Source organism: Caballeronia sp. GACF4 (assembly GCF_023631025.1).
Taxonomy (GTDB): Bacteria; Pseudomonadota; Gammaproteobacteria; order Burkholderiales; family Burkholderiaceae; genus Caballeronia.
The window spans coordinates 34,752-60,269 of record NZ_JALQDW010000015.1; the positions used below are offsets into that span (position 1 = coordinate 34,752).

Annotated in this window: 23 protein-coding genes and 2 pseudogenes; 18 read left to right on the forward strand and 7 right to left on the reverse strand. The window is 61.4% G+C overall.

Features of this window, described 5'->3' with window-relative positions; all coding sequences use genetic code 11:
* Positions 1 to 26: 26 nt before the first annotated feature.
* From NCR40_RS14130 to parA, 3 genes and pseudogenes are all read right to left on the reverse strand, one after another.
* Positions 27 to 899 (reverse strand): annotated as a pseudogene (locus NCR40_RS14130) (ParB/RepB/Spo0J family partition protein); the annotation flags it as partial.
* 83 nt (positions 900 to 982) lie between these two features.
* Positions 983 to 1,088, reverse strand: a pseudogene (locus tag NCR40_RS31620) (ParB/RepB/Spo0J family partition protein); the annotation flags it as partial.
* Positions 1,089 to 1,112: 24 nt separating this feature from the next.
* Positions 1,113 to 1,775, reverse strand: a complete 663-nt coding sequence (gene parA, locus NCR40_RS14135; protein ID WP_250466370.1) for a ParA family partition ATPase — start codon at positions 1,773 to 1,775, stop codon at positions 1,113 to 1,115.
* A 457-nt stretch (positions 1,776 to 2,232) separates the two neighbouring features.
* Here parA and NCR40_RS14140 point away from each other — a divergent pair, with 457 nt between their 5' ends.
* Complete coding sequence (locus NCR40_RS14140; protein ID WP_250509753.1) at positions 2,233 to 4,629, forward strand: bifunctional acetate--CoA ligase family protein/GNAT family N-acetyltransferase; 2,397 nt, start codon at positions 2,233 to 2,235, stop codon at positions 4,627 to 4,629.
* 14 nt (positions 4,630 to 4,643) lie between these two features.
* Here the strand turns inward: NCR40_RS14140 and NCR40_RS14145 are convergent, their stop codons facing one another.
* Entirely contained in the window at positions 4,644 to 5,189 is a 546-nt protein-coding gene (locus NCR40_RS14145; RefSeq protein ID WP_250466373.1) for a hypothetical protein, read from the reverse strand.
* An 88-nt stretch (positions 5,190 to 5,277) separates the two neighbouring features.
* On the reverse strand, positions 5,278 to 6,066 hold the full coding sequence (locus NCR40_RS14150) for an IclR family transcriptional regulator (protein WP_250509754.1): 789 nt from the start codon (positions 6,064 to 6,066) through the stop codon (positions 5,278 to 5,280).
* Positions 6,067 to 6,269: 203 nt separating this feature from the next.
* Between NCR40_RS14150 and NCR40_RS14155 the strand changes: the two genes are divergently transcribed.
* The 9 genes from NCR40_RS14155 (at position 6,270) to NCR40_RS14195 (ending at position 15,182) form a co-directional block, all read left to right on the forward strand.
* Complete coding sequence (locus NCR40_RS14155; RefSeq protein WP_250509755.1) at positions 6,270 to 7,301, forward strand: sugar ABC transporter substrate-binding protein; 1,032 nt, start codon at positions 6,270 to 6,272, stop codon at positions 7,299 to 7,301.
* Positions 7,298 to 8,803 carry a sugar ABC transporter ATP-binding protein gene (locus tag NCR40_RS14160; RefSeq protein ID WP_250509756.1) on the forward strand — a complete coding sequence of 502 codons (1,506 nt, stop codon included), beginning with the start codon at positions 7,298 to 7,300 and terminating at the stop codon, positions 8,801 to 8,803. The genes NCR40_RS14155 and NCR40_RS14160 overlap by 4 nt, the downstream gene beginning before the upstream one ends.
* Positions 8,793 to 9,815, forward strand: coding sequence for an ABC transporter permease (locus tag NCR40_RS14165; protein WP_250509757.1), 1,023 nt, complete (start codon positions 8,793 to 8,795; stop codon positions 9,813 to 9,815). The genes NCR40_RS14160 and NCR40_RS14165 overlap by 11 nt, the downstream gene beginning before the upstream one ends.
* Positions 9,816 to 9,957: 142 nt before the next feature.
* Entirely contained in the window at positions 9,958 to 10,287 is a 330-nt protein-coding gene (locus NCR40_RS14170) for a UxaA family hydrolase (RefSeq protein WP_250509758.1), read from the forward strand.
* 5 nt (positions 10,288 to 10,292) lie between these two features.
* Positions 10,293 to 11,585 carry a UxaA family hydrolase gene (locus NCR40_RS14175; RefSeq protein WP_250466384.1) on the forward strand — a complete coding sequence of 431 codons (1,293 nt, stop codon included), beginning with the start codon at positions 10,293 to 10,295 and terminating at the stop codon, positions 11,583 to 11,585.
* A gap of 22 nt (positions 11,586 to 11,607) precedes the next feature.
* The gene (locus NCR40_RS14180; RefSeq protein ID WP_250509759.1) at positions 11,608 to 12,657 is read left to right on the forward strand and encodes an aldo/keto reductase; all 1,050 of its coding nucleotides are present in this window, start codon (positions 11,608 to 11,610) and stop codon (positions 12,655 to 12,657) included.
* Positions 12,654 to 13,487, forward strand: a complete 834-nt coding sequence (locus NCR40_RS14185) for an amidohydrolase family protein (protein ID WP_250466387.1) — start codon at positions 12,654 to 12,656, stop codon at positions 13,485 to 13,487. Before NCR40_RS14180 ends, NCR40_RS14185 begins: the two co-directional genes overlap by 4 nt.
* A gap of 52 nt (positions 13,488 to 13,539) precedes the next feature.
* Positions 13,540 to 14,283 (forward strand): SDR family oxidoreductase, encoded by a 744-nt coding sequence (locus NCR40_RS14190; protein WP_244829007.1) that lies wholly within the window; start codon positions 13,540 to 13,542, stop codon positions 14,281 to 14,283.
* Positions 14,284 to 14,336: 53 nt separating this feature from the next.
* Positions 14,337 to 15,182, forward strand: a complete 846-nt coding sequence (locus NCR40_RS14195) for an ureidoglycolate lyase (RefSeq protein ID WP_244829008.1) — start codon at positions 14,337 to 14,339, stop codon at positions 15,180 to 15,182.
* A 72-nt stretch (positions 15,183 to 15,254) separates the two neighbouring features.
* Here the strand turns inward: NCR40_RS14195 and NCR40_RS14200 are convergent, their stop codons facing one another.
* Positions 15,255 to 15,692: a PaaI family thioesterase gene (locus NCR40_RS14200; RefSeq protein ID WP_250466388.1), complete on the reverse strand. Its 438-nt coding sequence runs from the start codon at positions 15,690 to 15,692 to the stop codon at positions 15,255 to 15,257.
* 252 nt (positions 15,693 to 15,944) lie between these two features.
* On the opposite strand from NCR40_RS14200, the gene NCR40_RS14205 reads away from it, so the two are divergent.
* Positions 15,945 to 17,486: a methyl-accepting chemotaxis protein gene (locus tag NCR40_RS14205; RefSeq protein WP_250509760.1), complete on the forward strand. Its 1,542-nt coding sequence runs from the start codon at positions 15,945 to 15,947 to the stop codon at positions 17,484 to 17,486.
* A 131-nt stretch (positions 17,487 to 17,617) separates the two neighbouring features.
* Here the strand turns inward: NCR40_RS14205 and NCR40_RS14210 are convergent, their stop codons facing one another.
* Positions 17,618 to 18,697 carry an AGE family epimerase/isomerase gene (locus NCR40_RS14210; RefSeq protein ID WP_250509761.1) on the reverse strand — a complete coding sequence of 360 codons (1,080 nt, stop codon included), beginning with the start codon at positions 18,695 to 18,697 and terminating at the stop codon, positions 17,618 to 17,620.
* A gap of 122 nt (positions 18,698 to 18,819) precedes the next feature.
* Here NCR40_RS14210 and NCR40_RS14215 point away from each other — a divergent pair, with 122 nt between their 5' ends.
* The 7 genes from NCR40_RS14215 to NCR40_RS14245 all read left to right on the forward strand — a co-directional run bounded on the left by NCR40_RS14215 (position 18,820) and on the right by NCR40_RS14245 (position 25,516).
* On the forward strand, positions 18,820 to 19,503 hold the full coding sequence (locus tag NCR40_RS14215) for an MgtC/SapB family protein (RefSeq protein ID WP_244829012.1): 684 nt from the start codon (positions 18,820 to 18,822) through the stop codon (positions 19,501 to 19,503).
* A 146-nt stretch (positions 19,504 to 19,649) separates the two neighbouring features.
* Positions 19,650 to 20,576 carry a hypothetical protein gene (locus tag NCR40_RS14220; protein WP_250509762.1) on the forward strand — a complete coding sequence of 309 codons (927 nt, stop codon included), beginning with the start codon at positions 19,650 to 19,652 and terminating at the stop codon, positions 20,574 to 20,576.
* 262 nt (positions 20,577 to 20,838) lie between these two features.
* Positions 20,839 to 20,991, forward strand: coding sequence for a hypothetical protein (locus tag NCR40_RS14225; RefSeq protein WP_250466395.1), 153 nt, complete (start codon positions 20,839 to 20,841; stop codon positions 20,989 to 20,991).
* A 424-nt stretch (positions 20,992 to 21,415) separates the two neighbouring features.
* On the forward strand, positions 21,416 to 22,594 hold the full coding sequence (locus tag NCR40_RS14230; protein ID WP_250466396.1) for a quaternary amine ABC transporter ATP-binding protein: 1,179 nt from the start codon (positions 21,416 to 21,418) through the stop codon (positions 22,592 to 22,594).
* Positions 22,587 to 23,489, forward strand: coding sequence for a choline ABC transporter permease subunit (gene choW / locus NCR40_RS14235; RefSeq protein ID WP_250509763.1), 903 nt, complete (start codon positions 22,587 to 22,589; stop codon positions 23,487 to 23,489). Before NCR40_RS14230 ends, choW begins: the two co-directional genes overlap by 8 nt.
* 7 nt (positions 23,490 to 23,496) lie before the next feature.
* Positions 23,497 to 24,489 carry a GlxA family transcriptional regulator gene (locus NCR40_RS14240; protein ID WP_250509764.1) on the forward strand — a complete coding sequence of 331 codons (993 nt, stop codon included), beginning with the start codon at positions 23,497 to 23,499 and terminating at the stop codon, positions 24,487 to 24,489.
* A gap of 91 nt (positions 24,490 to 24,580) precedes the next feature.
* A complete protein-coding gene (locus tag NCR40_RS14245) occupies positions 24,581 to 25,516 on the forward strand; it encodes a choline ABC transporter substrate-binding protein (protein ID WP_250509765.1) in 936 nt (311 codons plus the stop codon).
* Positions 25,517 to 25,518: the final 2 nt, after the last annotated feature.

Consider the following 25,518-nt stretch of genomic DNA (forward strand, 5'->3'; position numbering starts at 1 on the left):
ACGCGTCTGGCAGAGGGCGGACGCTGTTATTTCTTCTCTTCGTTGAACTGAAGCATGGTTTCGATCTGACGCAGCAGTTCATCTCGTCGATCCCGTGACAAGCCGCGCAACCGCAACTCAAGGCGATCCTCGCCATATGACTTGAGATCGCCGACCGCGACGCCGTCCAGTTTAATCTCCATTCGTTGGGCATAGCGTTGACGGCCGGGCGGCTTGGGCACTTCTTGTCCGCTTGCGCGTCCCTTCACGATATCCGCGACTTGTCGCGTGCTCAGATCATCCGACGTGATCTTGTTGATGAGGCGCAGCGTGGCATCGCTGCCACGCGCCGAGTGGTAGCGCGTGATTTGATAGGCCATGTTCGACCCGAATCGATCAGGCCGAGCGACCATTTCCTGCATGACGTTTTCAGGAAGCTTCGCAACCGATAGCGCGACTGCGATAGTAGATTCGTCTAGCCCAAGATGGTCGGCCAATTCTCGTTGGCTCTGGAAATGTTGCTCGTCCAGAAAGCGTCGCCAGACGACGGCATTATCGAAGACGGTTTGCGAATCCCGCTGAACGTTTAGATCGTAGCCAAGCTTGTAGCTTTGAATTCCAATAGGCAGGTCGACGACGATCGCTTTGACGGTTTCCTTGTTGGCTTCCTTGAGCGCACGGACGCGACGGCCACCGTCGCTTACGAAGAAGGTCCCAGCGTTATCGTAGTCGGGGATGACGTGGATGGCCTGCTGCTGTCCCTGCCTTGCAAGGTTGACGGCTAGCTCCGCGATTGATGCTTTCAGATAGAAATGGCGCGGATTAAACGGGCTTGCTTTGATCGCCTTTAGCGGCAACTCGATGACCTGCCCAGCCGTGTAGCGGTTCGCCCGTCGCCACGCGCGAAACTGCTCGGATTCGGTGCTGACCTCTGCGTCGGCCTGCTCGTCGGATACGAAGGCGCTTGCGCGTCCATTCGCGGCCTGTCCGACGCTTTGTATATCGACGATTCCATCGATGGCGTTCAGGCGATCCAGAGCGGTTCGCTTCTCGCTGCTTGTCGTATCGGGGCGGGCCTTGAAGCCTTTTGCCAGTTGGGACGGTTTCATTCAGGGTCCTTTATGCGCATAAAGTCAGGAGAGCATGCCGAGGATTTCATCGGCGCACGCGCGAATCTCGGCAGCAGCGAGGCGCGAGCCGCGGTCGGACATTTGCAAAACGGTTTGTCCCAGTGCCATGGCCTGCTTGTAGCACTCTCGGGTTGGGATCTGCGTTTTTAGTAGCGGAAAGCCCAGTTCTTCAAGAGCGACCTTCAGCTCGCGCGTGAGCATCCGCTTCTCTTCCGTCTTGTTCAGCAGAAACACCGCGCGCAGATCTTCGTTCATCACCTGCGCTTGCTGAACCAATTTGACGAGGCCGACGCTCGACCAATAATCGGCTGGCGATGATGAAGTCGGAATCACTGCCACGCTCGCGGCTAGCAGAACGACGCCTGACACCTTCTCCGTAATTGAAGGCGGGCAATCCACCACGATGATGTCGTAGTCATTTACGAACTTCCTGATTTCACGATGGATTTGTCCGCCCGCTTCCGAAAGATTCACGACAGGAAATGGGATGCCGCTCGCTTCGTCTGACGCAGCGCTCGACCAGTGGATCAACGTGTTTTGACCGTCTGCATCGACGACGAGCACGCGCTTCTTCTTTTCGTGAAAAGCTGCGCCGAGGTGCATTGCAATCGTGCTCTTGCCAACGCCGCCCTTCTGCTGCGTGATCGCTATGATTTCCGCCGCCACTTTAATGCTCCAGTTTTTGCAGGCGGTTGAATTTTACATTGAGGTTTAGTAATTTCAACTTTAATTCGACATTAAATGTGTCGTTAGCCATTTGGCATAGGGGTGAGCTTTAGTTGATTTTGTGAAAGCGCGGACGTGGGGCCTAATGGATGCAATTTCAAATCGCACATCATGCTCGACAGCAAGAAGCTGAGGCGTAAGACCAATATCTCCTCGTCACGGCTTTAGGCGTCTTGGAAATTATTAAGCGGTGCCGCGCGGCCGGACCAGCTTTATGCGCATAAAGTCACGGCAGCCCCGAAGCCCGAAGCCCGAAGCCCGAAGCCCGAAGCCCGAAGCCCGAAGCCCGAAGCCTCGCAGCCCACAGCCCGAAACGACACCGCACGCCCCACCCCCAAAATCGCCTATCCTAACCCTGCCTCAACCGCCAATCGCCGACCGAGGCCGGAGCCCCGTAATGACCGTTCGCAACCTGGACATCCTGTTCGCGCCGAAGTCAATTGCTGTGATCGGCGCATCAACGCGGCCGGGCAGCATCGGCGAAATGGTATGGGCCCGCGCCAACAGCGCTGGATTCAAAGGCCCAATCTGGCCAGTAAATCCAAAGCACCAAACCATAGGCGGACAGCCGAGCTTCGCCGACATAGCTCACCTCCCCGAAGCGCCGAGCGTTGCGGTGCTATGCACGCCCCCTAAAACCTGGCCTCAACTAGTTGAACAACTCGGAGACCGTGGGACCAAAGCTGTCGTCGTTATTGGAGAGGCAGCGAGACACCCCGCGAGAGCCGAATTCATCTCCAATGCAGAGTCCCACGAATGGACTGCCTGTACCCTTGCCGCCGCGCGTCCCTTCCTGCTGCGCGTGGTAGGACCGGCAAGTCTCGGCGTAGTGTCTCCCGCCGTCGGCGCATGCCTCGGGGCGCCAGCGTGCAGTGTCAAATCGGGCGGCGTCGCTTGGGTATCAGGCTCGAATGCGCTAACCAATGGCGTGCTCGGCTGGGCCCGCGCGGGGGGCCTCGGCTTCTCACGCATCGTCGCGTTAGGCGATGAAGCCGACGTCGATTCCGGCGATATCCTCGACTTCCTCGCCACCGACGCATCGACCAAAGCGATTCTTCTTGCGATCGAAACCGTCCGGGCCGCACGCAAATTTATCTCCGCCGCGCGCGCCGCCGCGAGAAATAAGCCGGTACTCGTTCTACGAACCGGACACGACGACCCATTCGATCGCCTATACGGTGCCGCCTTCCGCCGTGCCGGACTTGTACGCGTGGATTCGCTTGACGATCTGCTCGACGAAATCGAAACCCTGGGCGTGGGAAGCGTCGCAGCCGGCGACGTGGCAACCGTCATCACCAGCGATCGCGGCGTCGCCACTTTGGCAAGAGATGCGTTCAGCAAGGCCGGCGATGATCTGGCGCAATGGCCACTCGCCGCACGCGACGCCGTCTCGCTCGCGTTACCCCGAGCCGAATCCGGTAATCCCCTTTTGCTCGGCGACGATGCATCGCCCGCCGATTTCGGCATCGCGGTGGAAACGCTGGCTCCGCATCGCGACACCGGCACCATCTTCGTCGTACACGCGCCGACGCATAGCGCGCCCGTCGCGGACGTCGCTCGCACATTGATCGCCGCGCGCCGCCAGGCTCATCGCGGATTGCTCGCGTGTTTCTTCGGTTGCGTGGATGCCGCCACCCGCGACGCACTCCACGCAAATGGCATCCCGGTTCACACTACCCCGCAGCGGCTCGCACGTGGCTTTGCACGCCTCGTCGATTTTCGTCAGGGACGCGAATTGTTGATGCAAACACCCGACGGACTTCCAACGGAAATTCCAGAAGAAATCGATATTGCGCAAAAGGAAATTCGAATCGCGTTGGAGAACGGCATTGCGGAATTGAATGGTGAACGTGCGGCGCGCATCCTCGCCCGCTTCGGCATCACGGTGAAGCCGGGACCGCCCGATTCCTTTTCCGCCGATGCAGTCGAGATACAGACGCGCCTGCTCAACCATCGCGTCTTTGGACCGGTGTTCGAATTCAAGGCCGAAGGCGCGCTCGGACTTGCCGATGCGCTTCATGAATTTGCGCTGCCTCCGCTCAACCCTGTCCTTGCGCGCGATCTCGTCATGCGTTCGCCGCGCTCGCGCGAGTTGCCCACCGACATGCTGTTGAACGCGCTGACCGCGCTGTCGCAAATGGTTTGTTATATAGAGGAGATCCTCGCACTGCGCCTGACGTTGCGTGTCACGCGCGATTCGGTTGCGGTGCACGAGCCGCAATTGACCTTAGGCGCGCATCGCAAGCAACTAGCAATCGTGCCGTATCCGCGATGCATGGATGAGACGCTCGACTGGCGCGGCATGCGTATTACCGTGCGGCCCATTCGTCCCGAGGATGAAGATGCGCATCGCGCGTTCGTATCGGCGAACACGGCCGAAGATTTGCGCTTGCGCTTTTTCGGTGCCGTGCGCAGTTTCGATCATTCGCAACTCGCGCGGATGACCCAAATCGACTACGACCGCGAAATGGCGTTGATCGTGACACGGAGCATTGCGGAGGGCGCCACGGAAACGCTGGGCGTCGCACGCGCCATTTCCGATCCGGACAACGAGACTGCGGAGTTTGCCGTCGCCGCGCGCTCGGACATGAAAGGGAAGGGCTTGGGCTCGCTGCTGCTCACGCGAATCATCGACTATGCGCGAGAGCGCGGGACACGCTGGCTGGTGGGCGAGGCTTTGCGCGAGAACACGGGGATGATCGCGCTCGCGCGCAAAGCCGGTTTCGAATTGATCAGAACCGAAGATCCGAGCGTCGTTGGTTTTCGGATGCGGCTTGGTGAAAAATCGACCTAGCCGGCCGTTCGCAATTAGCCGGCCAATCGCCCGGACGCCTCGTCGATCTGCGCTCTCGTTATCGCCAACTCTTCGAGCAAAGCATCGGGATACGAACTTCCCGTTTCCTTTTCGAGTCTCGCGATCGTCAGCGCCGAGCGCGCCGAGTCTTTCGGCGTCGCGATGAACGACTTCACGGAATGTCCCGCCGAGAATGCTTCGAAGAGCGGTACACGAATCTCTTCCGGCAGCGCACGCGAAGTCCATTGATAAGGCTTGCCGTTATGCGTCAGTTGCGGCGGCAGTGTGCGTTCCTTCTTCGCGGCCGGAATAAGGCCGAAATTGCGCGCCGCTTCCGCGATCTGCTCGGCGGAAAAAAGCTCGTCCGGCGTGATGTCGAACTGCGCGATATGCGCTTCGAGCGCTTGCATTGCAGCGGCGCGATCGTCGCGCTTCTTCTGTGCGCGCGCGACGATATCGCGCAATTCGTCGGCCTCGTCAGGCGTGATCGTAAAGCTCGCCTGTTTCTGTTGAAGTTCGGAAAAACGCTGGAATTCTGAATCAGAAAGGAGTTTTGCCATGAACCGTGAAGATAGAGCGCGGCGTGCGCGTGAACCGGCTGCCGCTTTTTAGGAGGGCCGCCATTCTAACGCGTGTATCAGCCGTGATTTAGTCTCGCGTCATCGAAAGCTCGCTCGCGGCGCCTCGCAAAAGCGCCGTCACTTCTTCGATGGAAGGTGCGACGTATTCGTCGATACGCCGCATGAAAGGGCAGGTCAGCGCCGCGATGGCTTGGCCCGACGGCCCGAGCAACGGAAAAGTCACATCTGTCACGCCGAAGGTCTGCTGGCTGTCCTTTTGTGAATAGCCGAGCTCGCCGATCTTTTCGTAGTCGGCATCGAGTACTGCGCGATCGAGCGCCAGTTCGCCTTTCACCTTTGTATGTTCCGCCAGCATGTGCTCGCGCTGCTCCTCGGTTTGAAACGCGAGCACCACGCGACCGGAGCCGGTGTCGATAAGGCCGACGCGTGACCCCAGCCGGACCGAAATTCCCCACGTGCCGGGACCGTCCACTTGCGCGATCACCAGCAGGTTGCCGCGATCGTAGACGACCAGGTGAACCGACTGCTCGGCGGCATCGGCGAAACGTTGCATCACGGGCAGAGCCTCGGCAATTAGCCGGTTCATCGGCGGATGCCGGTGCGCAAGCGCGTACAACTTCAGGCTCAGCGAATAGCGGTCGCCCTCGGGCGAGCGCACGACGTATTGTCGCGCGACCAGCCGTTCCAGCATCCGATACATCTCGCTTGCATTGCGCCCGAGCATCTTCGTGATCTCGGCGCGCGTCAGTCCCGATTTCTGTTCCGAGAGTAATTCGAGAATGTCCAGTCCCTTGTCGAGCGCGGGCGCGCGATAGCGATCTGCGTCGCCATCGGTGTCGGTTACTTCAACGTCCATGTTGGGTATGCGTCGATTCATGAATTGGCGCCGAGTTTAAGCCTTTCGTCAGCAATAGCGTTGCCCGCGCTAGGGAAAGCACCAACTGACTTCTGATTGTCCGTATATGAATAATACGTTCACTGATAAATATGCGTATCGACAGTTTCCCGTAGTCACCCACACGGCCGTAGTCGCAAAAAACACAAGATCAGGAGACAAGCATGACGTCCTCAACTTCCTTTCGCCGCCTGGCCGTAAAAGCCGGCGTGGCGCTCGCCGTACTTTCGACCACCGGTGCAGCTGGCCTCGCGCGAGCCGCCGATGCCGGCAAGGTCGGCCTCGGTCTCCCGCTTCTGACTTCGCCGTTCTGGCAGTCGTACAACAACTATCTGCCGAAGTACGCGAAGGACATGGGCATAGACATCCTTGCGCCCGTCAACTCGAACGGCGATCCCGCGCAGCAGATCACCGACATGAACAACCTGCTGAACCTGGGCGCGAAGGGCATCGTGGTCGGCCCGCTGGATTCGGCCGCAATCAGCCGCGCGCTCGACGCCTCGGCGGCGAAGAACGTGCCGGTCGTCGCCGTCGATGTCGCGCCGACGCAAGGCAAGGTCGCGATGGTCGTGCGCGCCGACAACCGCGCGTATGGTTCGAAGTCGTGCGAGTACATTGGCGAGCACGTGAAGTCGGGCAAGGTCGTGCAGATCATGGGCGATCTGGCATCGGTCAATGGCCGCGATCGTTCGGAAGCGTTTCGCGAGTGCCTGAAGAAATTCCCGTCGCTGAGCCTGCTCGAGATTCCCGCCGCATGGAAGGGCGAGGCCGCCGCGACCGCGCTCGACAGCCTGCTCACCGCGAACCCCGACGTGAAGGCGATCTATATGCAGGCGGGCGGCGTCTATCTGTCGCCGACGTTGCAGACCTTGCGCCGCAAGCAGTTGCTGGTGAAGGCGGGCGATCCGAAGCACATCGTGATCGTGAGCAATGACGGCATTCCGCAGGAATATGATGCGATCCGCCGTGGCGATATCGACGCGACCATCTCGCAGCCCGCCGATCTCTACGCAAAGTATGGCCTCTTCTATATCAAGGCGGCTCTGGCGGGACAAACCTTCAAACCGGGCCCGACGGATCACGGCAGCACGATCGTTCAGCGCGGTCCAGGCATTCTCGAAGATCAATTGCCCGCGCCGCTCGTGACGAAAGCCAATGTCGATGACAAAACACTTTGGGGCAACACCGTCAAATGAGCGCGCCCGTCGTTGAGACAGTTGGCCTGACGAAGCGCTATGGCTCGACGCCCGCACTCGCAGATGTGAGCATGCGCGTGCTGCCCGGCGAGTCGCATGCGCTAGTCGGACGCAACGGCGCGGGCAAATCGACGCTCGTGTCGATGATCACCGGCCTGAAGAAGCCGGACGCTGGCGAGATCCGCTTCAACGACGCGCCCGCGCCGCCGCTCGCCGACCGCGATGCATGGCGCGAGCGTGTCGCCTGCGTCTATCAGCATTCGACGATCATCCGCGAGTTGTCGGTGGCCGAAAATCTGTACATCAATCGGCAGCATCAGAAGGGCGGCGTGATCGACTGGCGCGCCATGCGCCGTGATGCCCGCGCGCTGCTCGACCACTGGAAGATCGACGTGCGCGAAGACGCACGCGCGGGCGATCTGACAGTGGAAGCGCGGCAGTTGGTGGAGATTGCGCGGGCGCTGTCGTACGGTGCGCGCTTCATCATTCTCGATGAACCGACTGCACAGTTGGACGGCGAGGAGATCAAGCGTCTCTTCAGGCGTATTGAGGAATTACAGCGCGAAGGTGTCACTTTCCTGTTCATTTCGCATCACTTGCAAGAGGTGTACGAAATCTGTCAGGCAGTGACAGTTCTGCGCGACGCACGGCATATCGTCAGCGCGCCGGTTTCGGCATTGCCGCGCGACCGGCTCATCGAAGCGATGACAGGCGAGCAGGGGGGCCTTGCCGTCGCGGATGCCGCCGCGCGCGCGCCCCTGCCCGCTGATGCGCCGCAAGCGCTGCGTGTCGAAGCGTTACGCGGCGACGACTACGAGAACGTCACGTTGAGCGTTCGCAAGGGCGAAGTGATCGGCCTGACCGGCGCGACGACGAGCGGCCGGACGAGCGTCGCCGAAGCCATCGCCGGATTGAAGGCGCAACGCGCGGGCACGATCAGCGTCGATGGCCGCGTGCTGCCGCCGGGCGACGTGCCGGCCGCGCTGGCGCATGGTGTCGGCTGCGTGCCGAAAGACCGGCATCGCGAAGGCTTGGTGCTGTCGCAATCCGTCGCGGAAAACGCGTCCATGACGATCGCGCGATTGCTCGGCCGCTTCGGTATTGCGACGCCCGCGAAAAAGAACGCCTTCGGACGCCGCATGATTGCCGCGCTCGGCATCAAGACGCAGGGCCCGGAACATATCGTGTCGGGCTTGTCGGGCGGCAATCAGCAAAAAGTGGTGATGGCGCGCGCACTCGCCACTGATCCGGACGTGCTCGTTCTGATCGATCCCACCGCTGGCGTCGATGTGAAGTCGAAGGAAGCGCTGCTCGGCGTCGTCGAACGCGTGCGCGAGGAAGGAAAGGCGGTGCTCGTCGTATCGGGCGAGCTGGACGACTTGCGCACGTGCGACCGCGTCCTGGTGATGTTTCGCGGCGCCATCGTCGCCGAATTCCCTGCCGGATGGCAGGACCATGAACTCATCGCATCCGTCGAAGGGGTGAATCTCCATGAAGCATAACGTACCCAACCCGGCGATGAACGGCGCGAGCATGGCCGTGGCGCGCCCGCGCATCGAACTGGCGCGTTTTCGCGACCTCGCATTGCTGCCCGCGCTGGCGCTCTTGCTTGCCATCGGCGCGTTCGTCAGCCCGAGCTTTCTCACGCAGGCGAATCTCATCAGCATCCTTGGGGCATCGGCGGCGCTTGCGCTTGTCGTGCTGGCCGAATCGCTAATCGTTCTGACAGGCAAGTTCGATTTATCGCTCGAATCGACGGTCGGCATTGCGCCGGCTGTCGGCGCGATGCTCGTGATGCCGGCGGCGTCGGCGGGCTTCGGCTTCGAGTGGCCGGCGGCAGCGGGACTTGCGGCGATCGTTGCGGTCGGCGCGCTGATCGGCTTCTTCAACGGCTTTTTGGTCGTGCGGCTGCGGCTGAACGCGTTCATCGTCACGCTCGCAATGCTGATCGTGCTGCGCGGCATGCTCGTCGGCGCGACCAAGGGCGGCACGTTGTTCGACATGCCGCCTTCGTTCTTCACGCTGGCCACGACACTCGTGCTCGGCCTGCCGATCTCGGTATGGCTCGCGGCGGCCGCGTTCGCCGTCGCCGCGTTCTTGCTGCGTTACCACCGCCTCGGCCGCGCGCTTTACGCGATCGGCGGCAATCCCGAAGCGGCACGCGCGGCAGGCATTCGGGTGGAGCGCATCACGTGGGGCGTGTTCGTGCTCGGCAGCGTACTGGCGTCGATTGGCGGTTTGATCGTCACAGGCTACGTCGGCGCGATCAACGCGAACCAGGGCAATGGAATGATCTTCACGGTGTTCGCGGCGGCAGTGATCGGCGGCATTTCGTTGGATGGCGGCAAGGGCACGATGCTCGGCGCGTTATCGGGCGTGTTGCTGCTGGGCGTCGTGCAGAACTTGCTGACCTTGGCGCAGGTGCCATCGTTCTGGATTCAGGCGATTTACGGCGCAATCATCCTGGGTTCGCTGATGGTGGCGAGACTGGCGGGTGGAGATGCGCAGAACTGAAGCGGGAGCGCAGCCGCACGCGTCTCGCGAAATCGGCTGACGCGTCCAGCGCCCGGACGACGAACGTCAGCAGGCGGCTGCTGAAGATGCCGCGAGCATACGGCTCAATGTCCACGACGACACGGATTTCAGAAGGAACGAGATGCCCGACACAGAGACAAAAACCACCGACCCCCGCCTGATCCTCTTGAGCAAAGAAGACAACTGTCTGATAGCAGCAGCCCGCCTAATCGCAGGCGAAACGCTTCAGATAGAAGGCGAGCCAGTCAAGCTGGAAACGACGATAGAACTGGCTCACAAAATAGCCCGCCGCGCGTTGAAGAAGGACGACAAAGTCCTCCGCTACGGCGCGATCATCGGCCACGTGAGCATAGACGTTCCCCGCGGCGCGCATCTCCACACTCACAATCTGGAGAGCGACTACATCCCCACCTACACGCACGACGCCGGCCACGCCTACGTGCAGCATTGAGAGCCATGAACACATCAACATTGCTGGGCTTCCCAAGAGCCGATGGCCGCAAGGGCATCCGCAACATCGTCGCGGTGGCGTACATGGTCGAGTGCGCGCATCACGTCGCCCGCGAGATCGTCACGCACTTCCGCCCATCGTTCGACGCATTCGACGCCGCGCAAAACGAAGCGCCGCCCGTGCACCTGATCGGCTTCCCCGGCTGCTATCCGAATAGCTACGCCGAAAAGATGCTGGAGCGCATCTGCACGCATCCGAACGTGGGCGCGGTGCTGTTCGTGTCGCTTGGCTGCGAAAGCATGAACAAGCACTATCTCGCCGATGTCGTGCGCGCGAGCGGCCGCCCCGCCGCCGTCGTGACGATCCAGGAAAACGGCGGCACGCGCAGCACAATTCAGCACGGTCTCGACTGGGTACGCGAAGCGCGCGCGACGCTCGCCGCGCAAGAGAAAGTGCCGATGGCGCTCGATGAACTCGTCATCGGCACGATCTGCGGCGGCTCGGACGGCACGAGCGGCATCACGGCGAACCCGGCCGTGGGCCGCGCCTTCGACACCTTCATCGACGAAGGCGCGGCGTGCATCTTCGAGGAAACCGGCGAACTCGTCGGCTGCGAATTTCATATGAAGACCCGCGCGGCGCGTCCCGAACTCGGCGATGAAATCGTCGCGTGCGTGGAAAAAGCCGCGCGCTATTACACGACGATGGGCCACGGTTCCTTCGCGGTCGGCAACGCGGACGGCGGGCTCACGACGCAGGAAGAGAAGTCGCTCGGCGCGTATGCGAAGAGCGGCGCGTCGCCTATCGTCGGCATCATCAAGCCGGGCGATGTCCCGCCGACCGGCGGCCTTTATCTGCTCGATGTCGTGCCCGACGGCGAGCCGCGCTTCGGCTTTCCGAACATCAGCGACAACGCGGAAATCGGCGAACTCATCGCGTGCGGCTCACACGTAATCCTCTTTACGACGGGGCGCGGCTCGGTGGTCGGCTCGGCGATATCGCCCGTCATCAAGGTCTGCGCAAATCCGGCGACGTATCGCAACCTGTCCGGCGACATGGACGTGGATGCCGGCCGCATCCTGGAAGGCCGGGCGACGCTCGACGAAGTAGGGCGCGAAGTGTTCGATGTCACCGTGGCGGTGGCGGCGGGCGCTGCGTCGAAATCGGAGTCGCTGGGGCATCAGGAATTCATCCTGACTTACAAAACCTTCGAGCCCGTCGGCCCCGCGTGTTTGCCTGGCGGCGCGCAACGCGTTAGTGTTGCGTCTCGCGGCACCGCAGAAGTCGTTTCGAACTGAACAATCGACTGAGGGTTGCACAATGAACGGAGACACGCAGGAGGCCGTCACGCGCCGACGCAAGATCGGGCGGACGGATCTGGAGGTGACGGCACTTTCGCTCGGCACGGCGCCGCTAGGCGGGCTTTATCACGAACTGACGGAAGACGAGGCGCGCGCTACAGTCGATGCGGCGTGGCAAGCGGGCATCCGTTTCTTCGATACCGCACCGCATTACGGACACACGAAGGCAGAACACCGTCTCGGCGATGCCCTGCGACGCCACGCGCGAAGTGACTACGTGCTCTCGACCAAAGTGGGCCGCCGCTTCGTGCCGCGCACCACGCCCGACGACGGCAGCGAAGGCTGGGCCGCGCCGCTACCGTTCCAGGCCATCTACGACTACACCTACGACGGCATTTTGCGCTCGTTCGAAGACAGCCAGCAGCGGCTCGGCATGATCGACATCGATATCGTACTGATACACGACATCGGCCGTGTCACGCACGGCGAAAAAAACACGCATTACTGGCGTCAGCTCACCGATGAAGGCGGCTTTCGTGCGCTCGATGAACTCAAGCAGTCGCGCGGCGTGAAAGCAGTCGGCCTCGGCGTGAACGAAGGCGCGGCGGTGCGCGAGGCAATGGCCGAATACGACATCGACTGCGCGTTGCTCGCTGGCCGCTACACGCTGCTCGAACAGAACACGCTCGACGATCTCCTGCCCGAGTGCGAACAGCGCGGTGTGAGCATCCTGCTTGGCGGCGCGTTCAATTCGGGCATTCTCGCGCGCGGTCTCGATGCCGACGCGCAAGGCGATCTCAAATTCAACTACGGCGATGCGCCCAAAGAGATCGTCGATCGTGTGGCGAGGCTGGAACGCATCTGTCGCGAGTATGGCGTCGCGCTGTCGACGGCCGCACTGCAGTTTCCTTATGCGCATAAAGTCGTCGCCACGGTGTTAATGGGCGCGCGCAAGCCCGAGGAAGTGCGTGAGAATGCGGCGTCATTCGCCACACCGGTTCCTTTGGCGTTGTGGGACGCTTTGCGTGCGGCTGGCTTGCTGCATGAGAAGGCGCCAACACCGCAATGAACATCGACGCTCATCAACATTATTGGGACCCGGCGCGTGGCGATTACGGTTGGCTCACGCCCGATCTCAAGCCGCTCTATCGCGTCTTCGGTTCCGATGATCTGGCGCCGCTCCGCAAGATCACGAATGTCAAGCAAACGGTCGTCGTGCAAGCGGCGGCGACCGTCGATGAAACGCGTTATCTGCTCGATCTAGCGCGCGATGACGAATCCATTGCGGGCGTCGTCGGCTGGGTTCCGCTCGATTCCGTCGACGCGGTAGAAATCATCGATGAATTTGCGCGCGACAAAAAATTCAAAGCCGTGCGGCCGATGCTGCAAGACCTGCCCGACGATACGTGGATAGACCACGCGCCGCGCCCGGAAGCCATCCAGCGTCTGATCGAGCTCGATCTTGCTTTCGACGCGCTCATCTTCGCGCGCCACGTGCCATCGCTCGTCGAGTTCGCCGGGCGTTATCCGGCGTTGCGTATCGTCGTGGATCACGGTGCGAAGCCGCCCATCCGCGATGGCGAAGCGGGCTGGCAACCGTGGGCCGATGGCATCGCGCAACTCGCTGCCTTGCCGCAGCGCCTCTATTGCAAGCTATCGGGGCTCGCGACAGAAGCGTCGCCTAGCTGGACCGCCGACACGCTCGCGCCTTACGTCGCGCATCTCATCGACCAATTCGGACACGAGCGCCTCATGTGGGGCAGCGATTGGCCGGTACTGAACTTAAACGGTTGCTACACTGATTGGCACGCCGCCGCGAGGCGCTTGGTCTCGCATCTCGAAAAAGCCGAGGAAGACGCGATTTTCGGCGGAAACGCCCGTGCGTTCTATCGCCTCTGAAGCCGCTGATATACCCGGCATGTCTTAAAATCAACTTCCACTGGAGCAGTAGATGGTACAAAGACTGGCAGGCAAGACGGCGCTGATCACCGCGGCGGGACAAGGAATCGGGCTCGCGACGGCCGAGCTTTTCGCGGCGGAAGGCGCGCGCGTGATCGCAACCGACATTCGTATCGAAGGGCTCGAAGGCAAGCCGGTCGAAGCCCACAAGCTCGACGTGCTCGACCCCCAAGCCATCGAGGCGCTCGCGAAGGAAGTTGGCGCCATCGACGTGCTCTTCAACTGCGCGGGCTATGTGCATCCCGGTTCGATTCTCGAAGCGAGCGAAGCGGACTGGGACCTCGCTTTCAATCTGAACGCGAAGGCCATGTATCGGACGATCCGCGCGTTCCTGCCGAAGATGCTGGAAAAGGGCGGCGGCTCGATCGTCAATATGTCGTCGGCGGCGTCGAGCGTGAAGGGCGTGCCGAATCGCTTCGTGTATGGTGCGTCGAAGGCGGCGGTCATCGGGCTCACGAAATCCGTCGCGGCGGATTTCGTCACGCGCGGCATCCGCTGCAACGCAATTTGTCCGGGCACGGTGGAGTCGCCGTCGCTGAAGGACCGCATCGCCGAGCAAGCCAAGGCGCAGGGCGCGACGATCGACCAGATTCAGGCGGCTTTCGTTTCGCGTCAACCAATGGGCCGCGTCGGCCGTACGGAAGAAATCGCGGCGCTCGCGCTGTATCTCGCCTCGGACGAGTCGTCGTTCACGACGGGTCAGGCTCACGTCATCGATGGCGGCTGGTCCAACTAGGACGGCCGCTGCGTTTTCAACCTTTGCATTTTGAAACACGAGGATCTATTCAGATGAAGCTGCTTCGTTACGGCCCCAAGGGTCAGGAAAAACCGGGTTTGCTGGATGCCGAAGGCAAGATTCGCGATCTGTCGAAGGTCGTGGACGACATCTCCGGCGCTACGCTGACCGATGCGGGCCTGGCCAAGCTGCGCGCGACCGACCCGGCGTCGCTGCCGGTGGTGGATGGCAATCCGCGTATCGGGCCGTGTGTCGGACGTGTGGGCAAGTTCGTGTGTATTGGCCTCAACTACGCGGATCACGCCGCCGAATCGAATCTGCCCGTGCCGACCGAGCCGGTCATTTTCGGCAAGTGGACGAGTGCCATTTGCGGCCCGAACGACGACGTGGAAATTCCGCGCAATTCGAAGAAAACCGACTGGGAAGTCGAACTCGGCGTGGTGATCGGCAAGGAAGCCAAGTATGTCGATGAAGCCAACGCGCTCGACTACGTGGCCGGTTACTGCGTGATCAACGACGTCTCCGAGCGCGAATGGCAGCTCGAACACGGCACCCAATGGGACAAGGGCAAGGGCTTCGACACGTTCGGCCCGCTCGGCCCGTGGCTCGTGACGAAGGACGAAGTCGCCGATCCGCAGAAGCTCGATCTCTGGCTCGAAGTGGACGGCCACCGTTACCAGAACGGCAACACGAAGACCATGGTCTTCACCGTCGCGCAACTGGTCGCGTATCTGTCGAAGACGATGAGCCTGCAGCCCGGCGATGTCATCTCGACCGGCACGCCGCCGGGCGTCGGCATGGGCGTGAAGCCCAGCGCGGTGTACCTGAAGTCCGGGCAGACCATTCGCCTTGGTATCGAAGGTCTCGGCGAGCAGCAGCAGAAGACGGTCGACGCGTAATAGCTTCGCACCGTGAAAACAAAAAACCTCGCTGCGGCGAGGTTTTTCGTCTTCAGGACGGAAGGTTGAGGTTCAGGCGTTATAGAGCGCTTCGGCCGCGCTTTCGCTGATGCGCGTGATCGTGCCTTGCGCCACCGCGACGAGCGTTTCGGCATTGCCGTCGGTGACGAAGACATCGCACTGGCAGGTTGCCTGCGTCATGCCGGCATGCACCACGCGCGCCCGCGCCATCAGCGTGCCGGAAACCGCCGGGCGCAGATAGTTGATCTTGTATTCGCCGGTGACGACCTTCGGACCGAGCCTCAGCGCGCCTGCGAACGTCAGCGCGTTGTCCACGAGATAACTCACCACCCCGCCGTGCACGAAACCGTGTTGTTGCCTCAGCTCATCGCGGATCTGCAGACACAGCGTGAGACTCGCTGCATCGACCTGCATCAGTTTCGTTCCGAGCAAGGCGCTAAACGGTTGCGCATTCAGCGCACCGCGCGCGATATCGACTAATTCGGCCATTCGGACACTCCTTGGGGTGGGTTCGGCGCCGTCCTGCAAAGACAATAGGTAGGGTTTCTTCGCACTGCAAGGACGTTCGACAAAAATCGTGCGAACGCAGCATGCGCGCGCCCGCCGTTTCGGCAAGCGCGCCGATCATCCCGCTCGCGCAAAGCGGCATCGACGCCAAACAATTCAAGCTGGCGCGCTTCATTGCCGTAAACCCGGACTTCCGCCGTAGTCATACGGCTCATTCGTTCGGGTTCTTGAGAAATGTTTGCAAAGATCAAGGTTTCATCCGGTTTGCTCGCCGTGCTGGTGGTGTTTTGCCTATTCCAACTGGTCACCGAAGGGCTTGGCTTCTGGTCGCTTTCGCGCACGCATGACGATGTGGGCAACCTGTCCGATATCGCGCTCAAGCAAGTCAACGCGGTCAACAAGACCACGCAGCATCTGATGGATGCGCGCATCAACCTGTCTCGCGCCGGCACGCGCATGGTGCGCGGCGGCACGGAGCCGGTCGAGATCGTGCAGCACGCGCGCGAGCAGATCGCGCAGGCGGACAAGTCGTTCGCGGCCTTCCTCGACGCGCCGAAGACCGGCGATGAGAACAAGGCGCGCATGGCTGCGCTTCAGGCCAAATACACGGAGTATTCGAAGGCGCTCGGCGAGCTCGTCCAGTATCTGGATGCAGGCAACATTCAGGCGTTCCTCGATCAGCCGACACAGGGCTTTCAGGATCGCTATCTCGCCGAACAGCAGAACTTCGTCAACTTCGGCAATGCGGCGAGCAGTGCGTATCTCGAATCGATCGATACGCGCTACGCCTGGTTCCGCGCGGTCGGCATCGCTATTTTCGTGGCGCTGGTCGCGGGTGTCGCGGCGGTGCATTTTGCGCTGCGCCGTGGCGTGATCGCGCCGCTGGAAGAAGCGGGACGCCATTTCGAGCGCATTGCGCAAGGCCGCCTCGACGAACGTATCGCGGATCGCGGCAGCAATGAAATCGGCAGGCTCTTCGCGGGACTCGCGACGATGCAAGCAAGCGTCGCCACGACGGTAAAGACGGTGCGCGAGACGTCCGATTCGATCAACTTGGGCGCCGATGAAATCGCGAGCGGCAACGCCGATCTGTCCGCGCGCACGGAGAATCAGGCGGCATCGCTCGAGGAAACGGCGTCGAGCATGGAAGAATTGACGGCGACGGTGCGCCAGAACGCCGAGCACGCGCGCGAGGCCAACACGTTGGCAGGCGTGGCGCTCGAAGCGACTTCGCGCGGTTCGGGCGTGGTGGATGACGTTGTGGAGAAGATGCGCGGCATCGCGAAAAGCTCGGACAAGATCGCGGAAATCATCTCGGTCATCGACGGCATCGCGTTTCAGACCAACATCCTCGCGCTGAACGCGGCCGTCGAAGCGGCGCGTGCCGGTGAGCAAGGGCGCGGGTTTGCAGTCGTCGCGGGCGAAGTGCGCGGCCTCGCGCAACGCTCGGCGCAATCGGCGAAGGAAATCAAGGAACTGATCGGCGAATCGGTCGCGCAGGTCAGCGACGGCTCGACGCTGGTCGAACGCGCGGGCACGGCGATGCGCGAGGTATCGACCTCGATTTCACGCGTCACGCAGATGATGGCGGAGATCAGCGCGTCGTCGCTGGAGCAGAGCGTGGGAATCGAGCAGGTGAACCAGGCCGTGACGCAAATGGACGAGATGACTCAGCAGAACGCCGCGCTCGTGGAGCAGGCCGCGGCTGCCGCGCAGTCGCTCCATGAACAGACGCGGCAGTTGAAGGATGCGGTTTCGGTGTTTCAGGTGGCTTGACGAGTGGATGACTTCGGCGTCTGTCGGGCGCCTGAATTTTCACGGCCCTGACGCTTTCGCTCGTCGAATGCGCAGGGCGGCTATCGATTGCAGCCGTAAGCAATGGCGTGATGCGATGGCGATCCAACCGCTCAATCCGGCAACGCCGCGTATGCCGTCGCCAAATGATACGGCGTGGTCGAAGGCATCTCCGACCTTGTGATCGCGCCGTCAGCCGAGCGGCACTCGATCCACCCGCGCGCATGTAGGAACCGTGCGCCGAAGCGTTCGATCTGTTCGCCGACGGCTTCGCCGCGCGTTGCCAGCGCGCGTAGATATTCGGTTTGCGCCCAGATGCGCTGCGTGCCATCGATCACGCGTCCCGCTTCGTCCAGCGCGGCGCTCACGCCGCCAGTCGACTTGTCGACGCCATGTTTCCGCGCGAAGTCGAACGCCTGTTCGAGCCGCGCGTTCAGTCCCGCCGCCTCGAATGCGGGATGGCCGCTGCCGATTGCCAGGAAATACCACTCGAATTGATGTCCCGGCTCTAGGCGATTGCCCGGCGCGCCAATCGGCAATTCGGCGATACTGCCGGTCGCCTCGTGCACGAACGTGCGCGCGACCGATTGCGCCAGCACGGCGAGCCGCTCGTCGAAAGCGATGTTGCCCGTGGCATCGCGCGCGGCGAGCCACGCTTCGCTCAAATGCATGAGCGGATTTTGCAGCGGACCTTCGAGCATCGCGCCGAAGTCTTCGCTGTACGCGGCGTTCAGCAAGCCGCCATCGCTACCCGCGAACTTCGTTTCGATAAGCCGCGCGGTTTCATCGAGCAAGGCGAATGCGTTCGCCGATCCGCTCTTTTGCGCGAAATGCGCGCACGCATAAACCACGAACGCGTGCGTATAAAGGTCCTTCTGGCGCTCGTGGGGCGCGCCGTTTGCATCGACGCTATAGAACCATCCGCCGTTTTGCTTGTCCTGAAAATAGTGTCGCAACGATTCGAACAGCACCGACGCGTGCGCGAGATCGCCTGCATCCGTGAAAGCGAACAACTGACGGGCGCATGCCATCGCGCGATAACGCTTGGGTGGCAACGGCGCGTGATCGTCGGGCGTAACGGCTTCGAATGGCAGGTGAAGCGCTGTGTTGAAGCCGGGACCGCGCCAAATGGGCAGCACGATGCTCGTGTAGTGTTCGCGCAATGAAGTGCCGTTTGAGTGCTGTTGCTGCATAAGACAAGTTCCAGCCTGATGGTTCGGAAGAGATGAGCCCTTTGAAAACGGCTCGGCACAGCCGGATAAGCATAGCAAAAGCGCTCCGGCAGGAGACCGGCCACGACGACAGGAGGTCAAAGATGTTGGGCAACGTAGAACTCGTTTCACGACTCATCATGGCCGCGGCGCTCGGCAGCGTGATCGGTTTCGAGCGCGAACGGCTTTCATGGGCGGCGGGCTTGCGCACGCACATGCTGGTGTGCGTTGGCTCCGCGCTCATCATGATCGTGTCTGCCTACGGTTTCGAAGAGGCGCTCAAGGCGGACCACGTCGTGCTCGATCCATCGCGGATCGCGGCGCAGGTCGTGTCCGGCATCGGCTTTCTCGGCGCGGGATCCATTCTGCTGCGCGGCGAGATCGTGCGCGGGCTGACCACCGCCGCGAGCTTGTGGTCGGTCGCCGCCATCGGGCTGGCGGTAGGCGGCGGGCTGTACACGGCATCGATCGCGGCGACGGCCATCATCCTCGTCATTCTGGCGGGACTCAAACCGCTGGAGCGGCGCTTCATCAGCGTCAAGCAGCAGCGGCAATTGACGATGCTGGTCGATCGCGGCTCGCTGTCCTTTCACGGCCTGCACGAAGCGCTCGGGCCAGGCAGCGTGCGCGTGAAGCAGTTCGTCGTGCAGCAAAGCGACGAATCGCCGGAACTCGATGAAGTGCAGGTCGTGCTTTCGCGGCTTTCGACGCAGGAATATCGGTCGATTTGCGAGCGGCTCAAGCATCTGAGCGTGGTGCGGGAATTCCACGAAGAGGATGGAAGCTGACGGCATCGCCCGCGCGACGCAAGAGATGCACGAACACGATGTGGGATAAGCCGCCGCGCCGTGCGACAATGCCGCCTCTCGAAAATCATTGCCGAACCGCATGTGCGCGTTTCGCGCCGGTTGTCCCGGTCACCGCCTTTCGACCTATGCCAGATCCTGCTGTTAAGCGTCACCGCAATACCTTCGATACACCCGCCGACGCCGTCGCTCCTCTCACGCGACCGCGCCGTGGCCGCGCCGCCGAGGCGTCATCGGCCGACAGCGCCGACACCGAAAAGAAACTCGCGCGCGCCGTGCGTTCGGCGCAGCGTCTTGCCCAGTTGAGCGCAACGCAGCGCTGCGCGGGCGAGACGCTCGATCTCTTCGCCGAAGACGCCGAGCGCGCCAACCTTCAGGCGCTGAACACCGACATTCGCCAGGGCACGTTCGAAGGCTTCGAACTGCCGGACGTGTTTTTGGCGGCGGTGCAATCGAATGGCGCATTGGCCGTGAACAAGCGAACGGCGCCGCGTTCGGAAGCCGCGCCACATCCGGCATCGGTTCAGGACGAGCTTCTCGTCGTGGCCGAAGGCGATGAAACCGACGCTGCGCCGCCAACTCATGCGCCAGGCGAACTCGCTGCATCGATCGACTCCCATTCCGCAGATATCGTCGCAGGTTCATTGAGCGCCGCGCTCGTTGATGCACGCATTGGGCACGAGGACGCGTCCTTCGACCCGGTGCTGGATCGCGCACGCGTGACGGCGTTCACCGACACCATCGACGCGTTACGCGCCGTGATCTCCGAGCAGCGCGGATCGACTGCCGCGCACGCCCGCCGCATGAAGACGCTGCTGACGATCATCGTGTGCGTCACGCTGCTGACGGTGGCGACCGGCGTCGTGCAAACGGTCGTGCTGATGCGTATGGGTCGCGACACCACGTTGCAGCAGGAGCGCATGGAGCAACTCATGCTCCATCAGCAGGCGACACTTGCTTCTCTCTTCGACGCGGATTCCGAAACCGCCGCCATTAGCGGCCCTACGAATAGAACGATGGCGCCTACGGTCCACTCGCAACGTCACACGCGCTGATTCCCGCCAAAAACTGTTACTTTGACGCGACATTCTGTCTCAAGACGGACTGTCGCGTAATTTTTTCCGCCACTCTCTGCGTGCTTGCTGGAAGGCCGTCTCCGAGCTGTCCCCGTTTTCGCGAGAAACAGTTACACGGAAGAATGTAGAAAAACTACCAAATTGTTCCGCTGTAAATGTTGCATTGCACTAGGAATGGCTAAGTGCAAACCCTATAATCGGTCCTAAGGGAAAACCCTCTTATCACCAACCGGAGTTTGACATGAGCTACCTCTTCGCCTTGCTGCAAAAATTCGCCTCGCTGTTCGAATCGCCGCACCTGCCGATGGACAGCGACTACTCGTATCAAGCGCGTTTCCGTGAATCTGAGCGTCAACGCAAGTCACGCGGTACCGCTTTCGGCGTTCGTCTGTAATGCGTAACTAATGGCGGTGCGGGACAACCACAAATAGCAATGCGAGACGGCCTGACGCCGTAGACCCCGCCCACCGATTAGTCTTAAGTTTGTAGTTTTTCTAGCGGATTCTCGCTGACTTTCCGCCTTTAAGATCGCCCCGACCGAGCAATTCGGCCGCACGATCATCCTTCTTCCCCGCATCTGCATCGCAAACGCGCGAACACTTGTTCTTGCGCGACATGCGCAATTCGCCGAATCTTGTCCATTCGACGCCAAAAAATCCTTGCGTCACAAGGGCTTACCCGCGCCCGTCCAGAATCCTCCTTATTCCATTGTCGTATTTCGACATGCAGTTGTCGCAAATAGTCGGCTAGCGATACTTTTTTCTGGCAACTATGTATGCACAGCGCGGACGCACGTCCGCCACGCTATGGAGATTTCGATGAATTCCCCAAAGGTAGTAGTCGAAGGGCTATGCAAGGTGTTCGGCAACAGCCCCAAGCAGGCGATCGACATGCTCGCCGGCGGCGCGACGAAAGAAGAAGTCTTTGCGCGCACCGGGCAGATCGTCGGCGTACATAACGTTTCCTTCGACGTCAAGGAAGGCGAGATCTTCGTGCTCATGGGCCTTTCCGGTTCCGGCAAATCGACGCTGATCCGTTTGATCAACCGTCTCGTCGATCCCACCGCCGGCAAGGTGCTGATCGATGGCCGCGACGTGGCGGCCGTGCCGCGCTCGGAACTCACGGCGCTGCGCCGCAAGGACATGAGCATGGTGTTTCAGTCCTTCGCGCTGATGCCGCAGCGCACCGTGCTTTCGAACGCCGCGTTCGGTCTGGAAGTCGCGGGCGTCGGCAAGAAGGAACGCGAGAAGCGCGCGATGACCGTGCTCGAACAAGTCGGCCTTGCATCGTTCGCGCAGAAGTTGCCAGCGCAACTATCGGGCGGGATGCAGCAGCGCGTGGGGCTTGCGCGGGCGCTGGCGGTGAATCCCTCGCTGATGATCATGGACGAAGCGTTCTCCGCGCTCGATCCGCTCAAACGCAAGGAAATGCAGAACGTCCTGCTCGACTTGCAACGTGAGCAGCAGCGCACGATTCTCTTCGTCTCGCACGATCTCGAAGAAGCCATGCGTATCGGCACGCGCATCGCGATCATGGAAGGCGGCCGCGTGGTGCAGATCGGCACGCCGCAGGAAATCATCCAGAACCCTGCCGACGACTACGTGCAAGCGTTCTTCGACGGCATCGATACCAGCCGCTATCTGACCGCCGGCGACCTCATGCAGACCGATGTCGTGCCGCTCATGAAGCATTCGCCGCAGATCGACGCATCGAGCGTGGCGGAGACGCTCAACGGCAGCGCGGACTATGCGTTCGTGCTCGACGGCGAGCGGCGCATTCGCGGTTTCGTCGGCCGCGATTCGAACGGCAATCCGGTGCCGCAGATCAATCACATCGAGTGTATCGAGCGCAACATGACGCTCGATGACGTCGTGCACCGCGTGGTCGCGAGTCCCGCGCCGCTGCCGGTGGTCGACGCCGAGGGTTTCTATTGCGGTTCGGTCAACAAGTCGAACGTCCTGAAAGTCTTAACCCGCCATCGAGGTTCCCATGTCTGAAATCATTCCGCTCGGTAGCTGGGTCGATCACGGCGTCCATTACCTGCTCGACCACGACGCCAAGACGTTCGATTCAATCGGCAAAGTCATCGAGAGCTTCGCCGCTTTCATCGAACACAGCCTGCAGGCCGTCCCGATGTGGGCGCTCATGGCCATCTTCGTCGGCATCGGCTTGTGGCGCGTGGGCTGGCGCTTTGCCGCCTTCACGTTGCTCTCGCTGTTGCTGATCTACGCGACCGGCTTCTGGGATCAGATGGTCATCACGCTCGGTCTCACGCTCTCGTCGACCTTCATCAGCCTGTTGCTCGGGATACCGCTCGGTATCTGGACGGCGAAGAGCAAGGTCGTGGAGATGGCCGTTCGTCCCGTGCTCGACTTGATGCAGACGATGCCCGCCTTCGTGTATCTGATTCCCGCCGCGATGCTGTTCGGCCTCGGCCGCGTGCCCGGCATTCTTTCGACCGTGATCTTCGCGATGCCGCCCGCCGTGCGTCTTACGTCGCTCGGTATCAAGCACGTGAACCGCGAGATCGTGGAAGCGGGTCAGGCGTTCGGCTGCACGCCGTGGCAACTGCTCTACAAGGTGCAGATTCCCAACGCGCTGCCTTCGATCATGACCGGCGTGAACCAGACGATCATGATGGCGCTGTCGATGGTCATCATCGCGTCGATGGTGGGTGCGGGCGGTCTTGGCAACGACGTGCTCGCGAGCATTCAGCGTCTGGATATCGGCCTCGGCTTCGAGAGCGGCTTGTCCGTCGTGTTGCTGGCGATCATTCTGGACCGTATCACCGAGAGCTTCGGCCGTTCGCCCGGTACGGCGCGCGCCCCGCTTCTTTCGGGCATTCGCAGCGTCATGAAGGTGCGCCGCGCACCGGCCGCGCAACAAGGCTGATGCACTCATGAAACGCGACGCGCTCGTTCCGGCTGCCTCGGAATCGCCGTTGTCCAACCTCGCGCACTTCGGCTTCCTCACGCTGCCGAATTTCTCGATGATCGCGTTCACGAGCGCGGTCGAAGTGCTGCGCATGGCCAACTACGTCGGCCGCGCGCAGCACTACACGTGGTCGGTCATCACACCGGATGGCGAGCCTGCTCGAGCAAGCAATGGCATCACCGTGAAGCCAACCACGACGCTCGACGAAGCCGGCATGCCCGATGTGCTCATCGTCTGCGCGGGCTGGCACGTGACGGATCACGTGGACGATACGATCATCGAGCTATTGCAGCGCGTGCACGAAGCGGGCGTTCCGCTCGGCGGCATTTGCACCGGGCCTTATGCGTTGCTCGCGGCCAAGCTGCTCGACGGCTATCGCTGCACCGTGCACTGGGAAGACATGTCGCCGCTCAACAAGCGCTTCCCGCATGTGCGTTTTGCCGATGAGCTCTTCGTGATCGACCGCGACCGCATGACTTGCACGGGTGGCACGGCGCCGCTCGATCTCATGCTCAATCTCGTGAGCTTGCGGCTTGGCCAGGCGCATGCGGCGCAAGTGTCGGAGCAGTTCATCGTCGAACGCATTCGCTCTTCGACGGACTATCAGCACATTCCCGTCGATGCGCGCGTCGGCTTCTCGCGTGCCGAACTCGTCGAAGTGGTGCGCCTGATGGAAGCGAATATCGAAGAGCCGCTTTCGCTCGAAGAACTCGCGCGGCTCGTGCATCTGTCGCAACGACACTTGCAACGCATGTTCAAGATGTTCCTCAACGTATCGCCGACGCATTACTACTTGACGCTTCGCTTGCGGCGCGCACGCGAGTTGTTGCGCAACACGGATGCATCGATTGCGCGCGTCACCAGCATCTGCGGATTCCATTCGCCTTGTCATTTCAGCAAGGCGTATCGCGCGCAATTCGGGCACGCGCCGAGTGTGGAGCGGCGTCTGTCTGCTTGACCTAATCGACATCGTTCTGGCTTCGCGCGTTCTTCATGGACCGCGCGTGAGCCTCTCATCGTCAATTGAAAACAGCAACGGGAGATAAGGCATGAATCGTTCGTGGATCGCATCGTTTGCTTTCGCGGTAACTTGCGCTGCGAATGCGGCCGAACCCGCTGCATGTAAGAACGTGCGTTTCGCCGATGTCGGATGGACCGACATTGCCGCGACCACCGGGCTTGCATCGACGGTCCTGCAGGGACTTGGTTATAGCCCGACGAAAACGATCGCATCGGTGCCGATCACCTTCGCCGGCGTGAAGAGCAAGCAGATCGACGTGTTCCTCGGCTACTGGTCGCCGACCATGGATCCGATGATCGATTCGTTCAAAAAAGCGAATCAGGTGAAGGTGCTGCCGACGCCGAATCTCATCGGTGCAAAGTACACGCTCGCGGTGCCGGAATACGCGTACAACGGCGGCATCAAGACGTTCAGCGATATCGCGAAGAACTACGACAAGCTCGACGGCAAGATCTATGGTATCGAGCCGGGCAACGACGGTAACGCGCTCATCAAGAAGATGATCGACAGCAATCAGTACGGGCTCGGAAAGTTCAAGCTGGTTGAATCGAGCGAGGCGGGGATGCTTGTCGAAGTGAATCGCGCCATTCGCGACAAGAAGCCGATTGTGTTTCTGGGCTGGGAACCGCATCCCATGAACGTGCAGATGAAGATCGATTATCTCTCGGGCGGCGACGATGTCTTCGGCCCCAACTACGGCGAAGCGCGCGTGCTGACCGTGACGCCGACCGATTACGACACACGTTGCCCGAATGTCGCGAAGCTCGTATCGAATCTGCGGTTCACGACGGACATTGAGAATCACGTCATGCTGCCGATCGTGAACAAAACCGACGCCAACAAGGCCGCGCGCGAGTGGTTGAAGCAGAATCCCGCGGTGCTCGATAAATGGCTCGCAGGTGTCAAAACCTTCGATGGCAAGGACGGGTTGCCGGCGGTGAAGGCTTATGTTGCCGGCAACTGAAG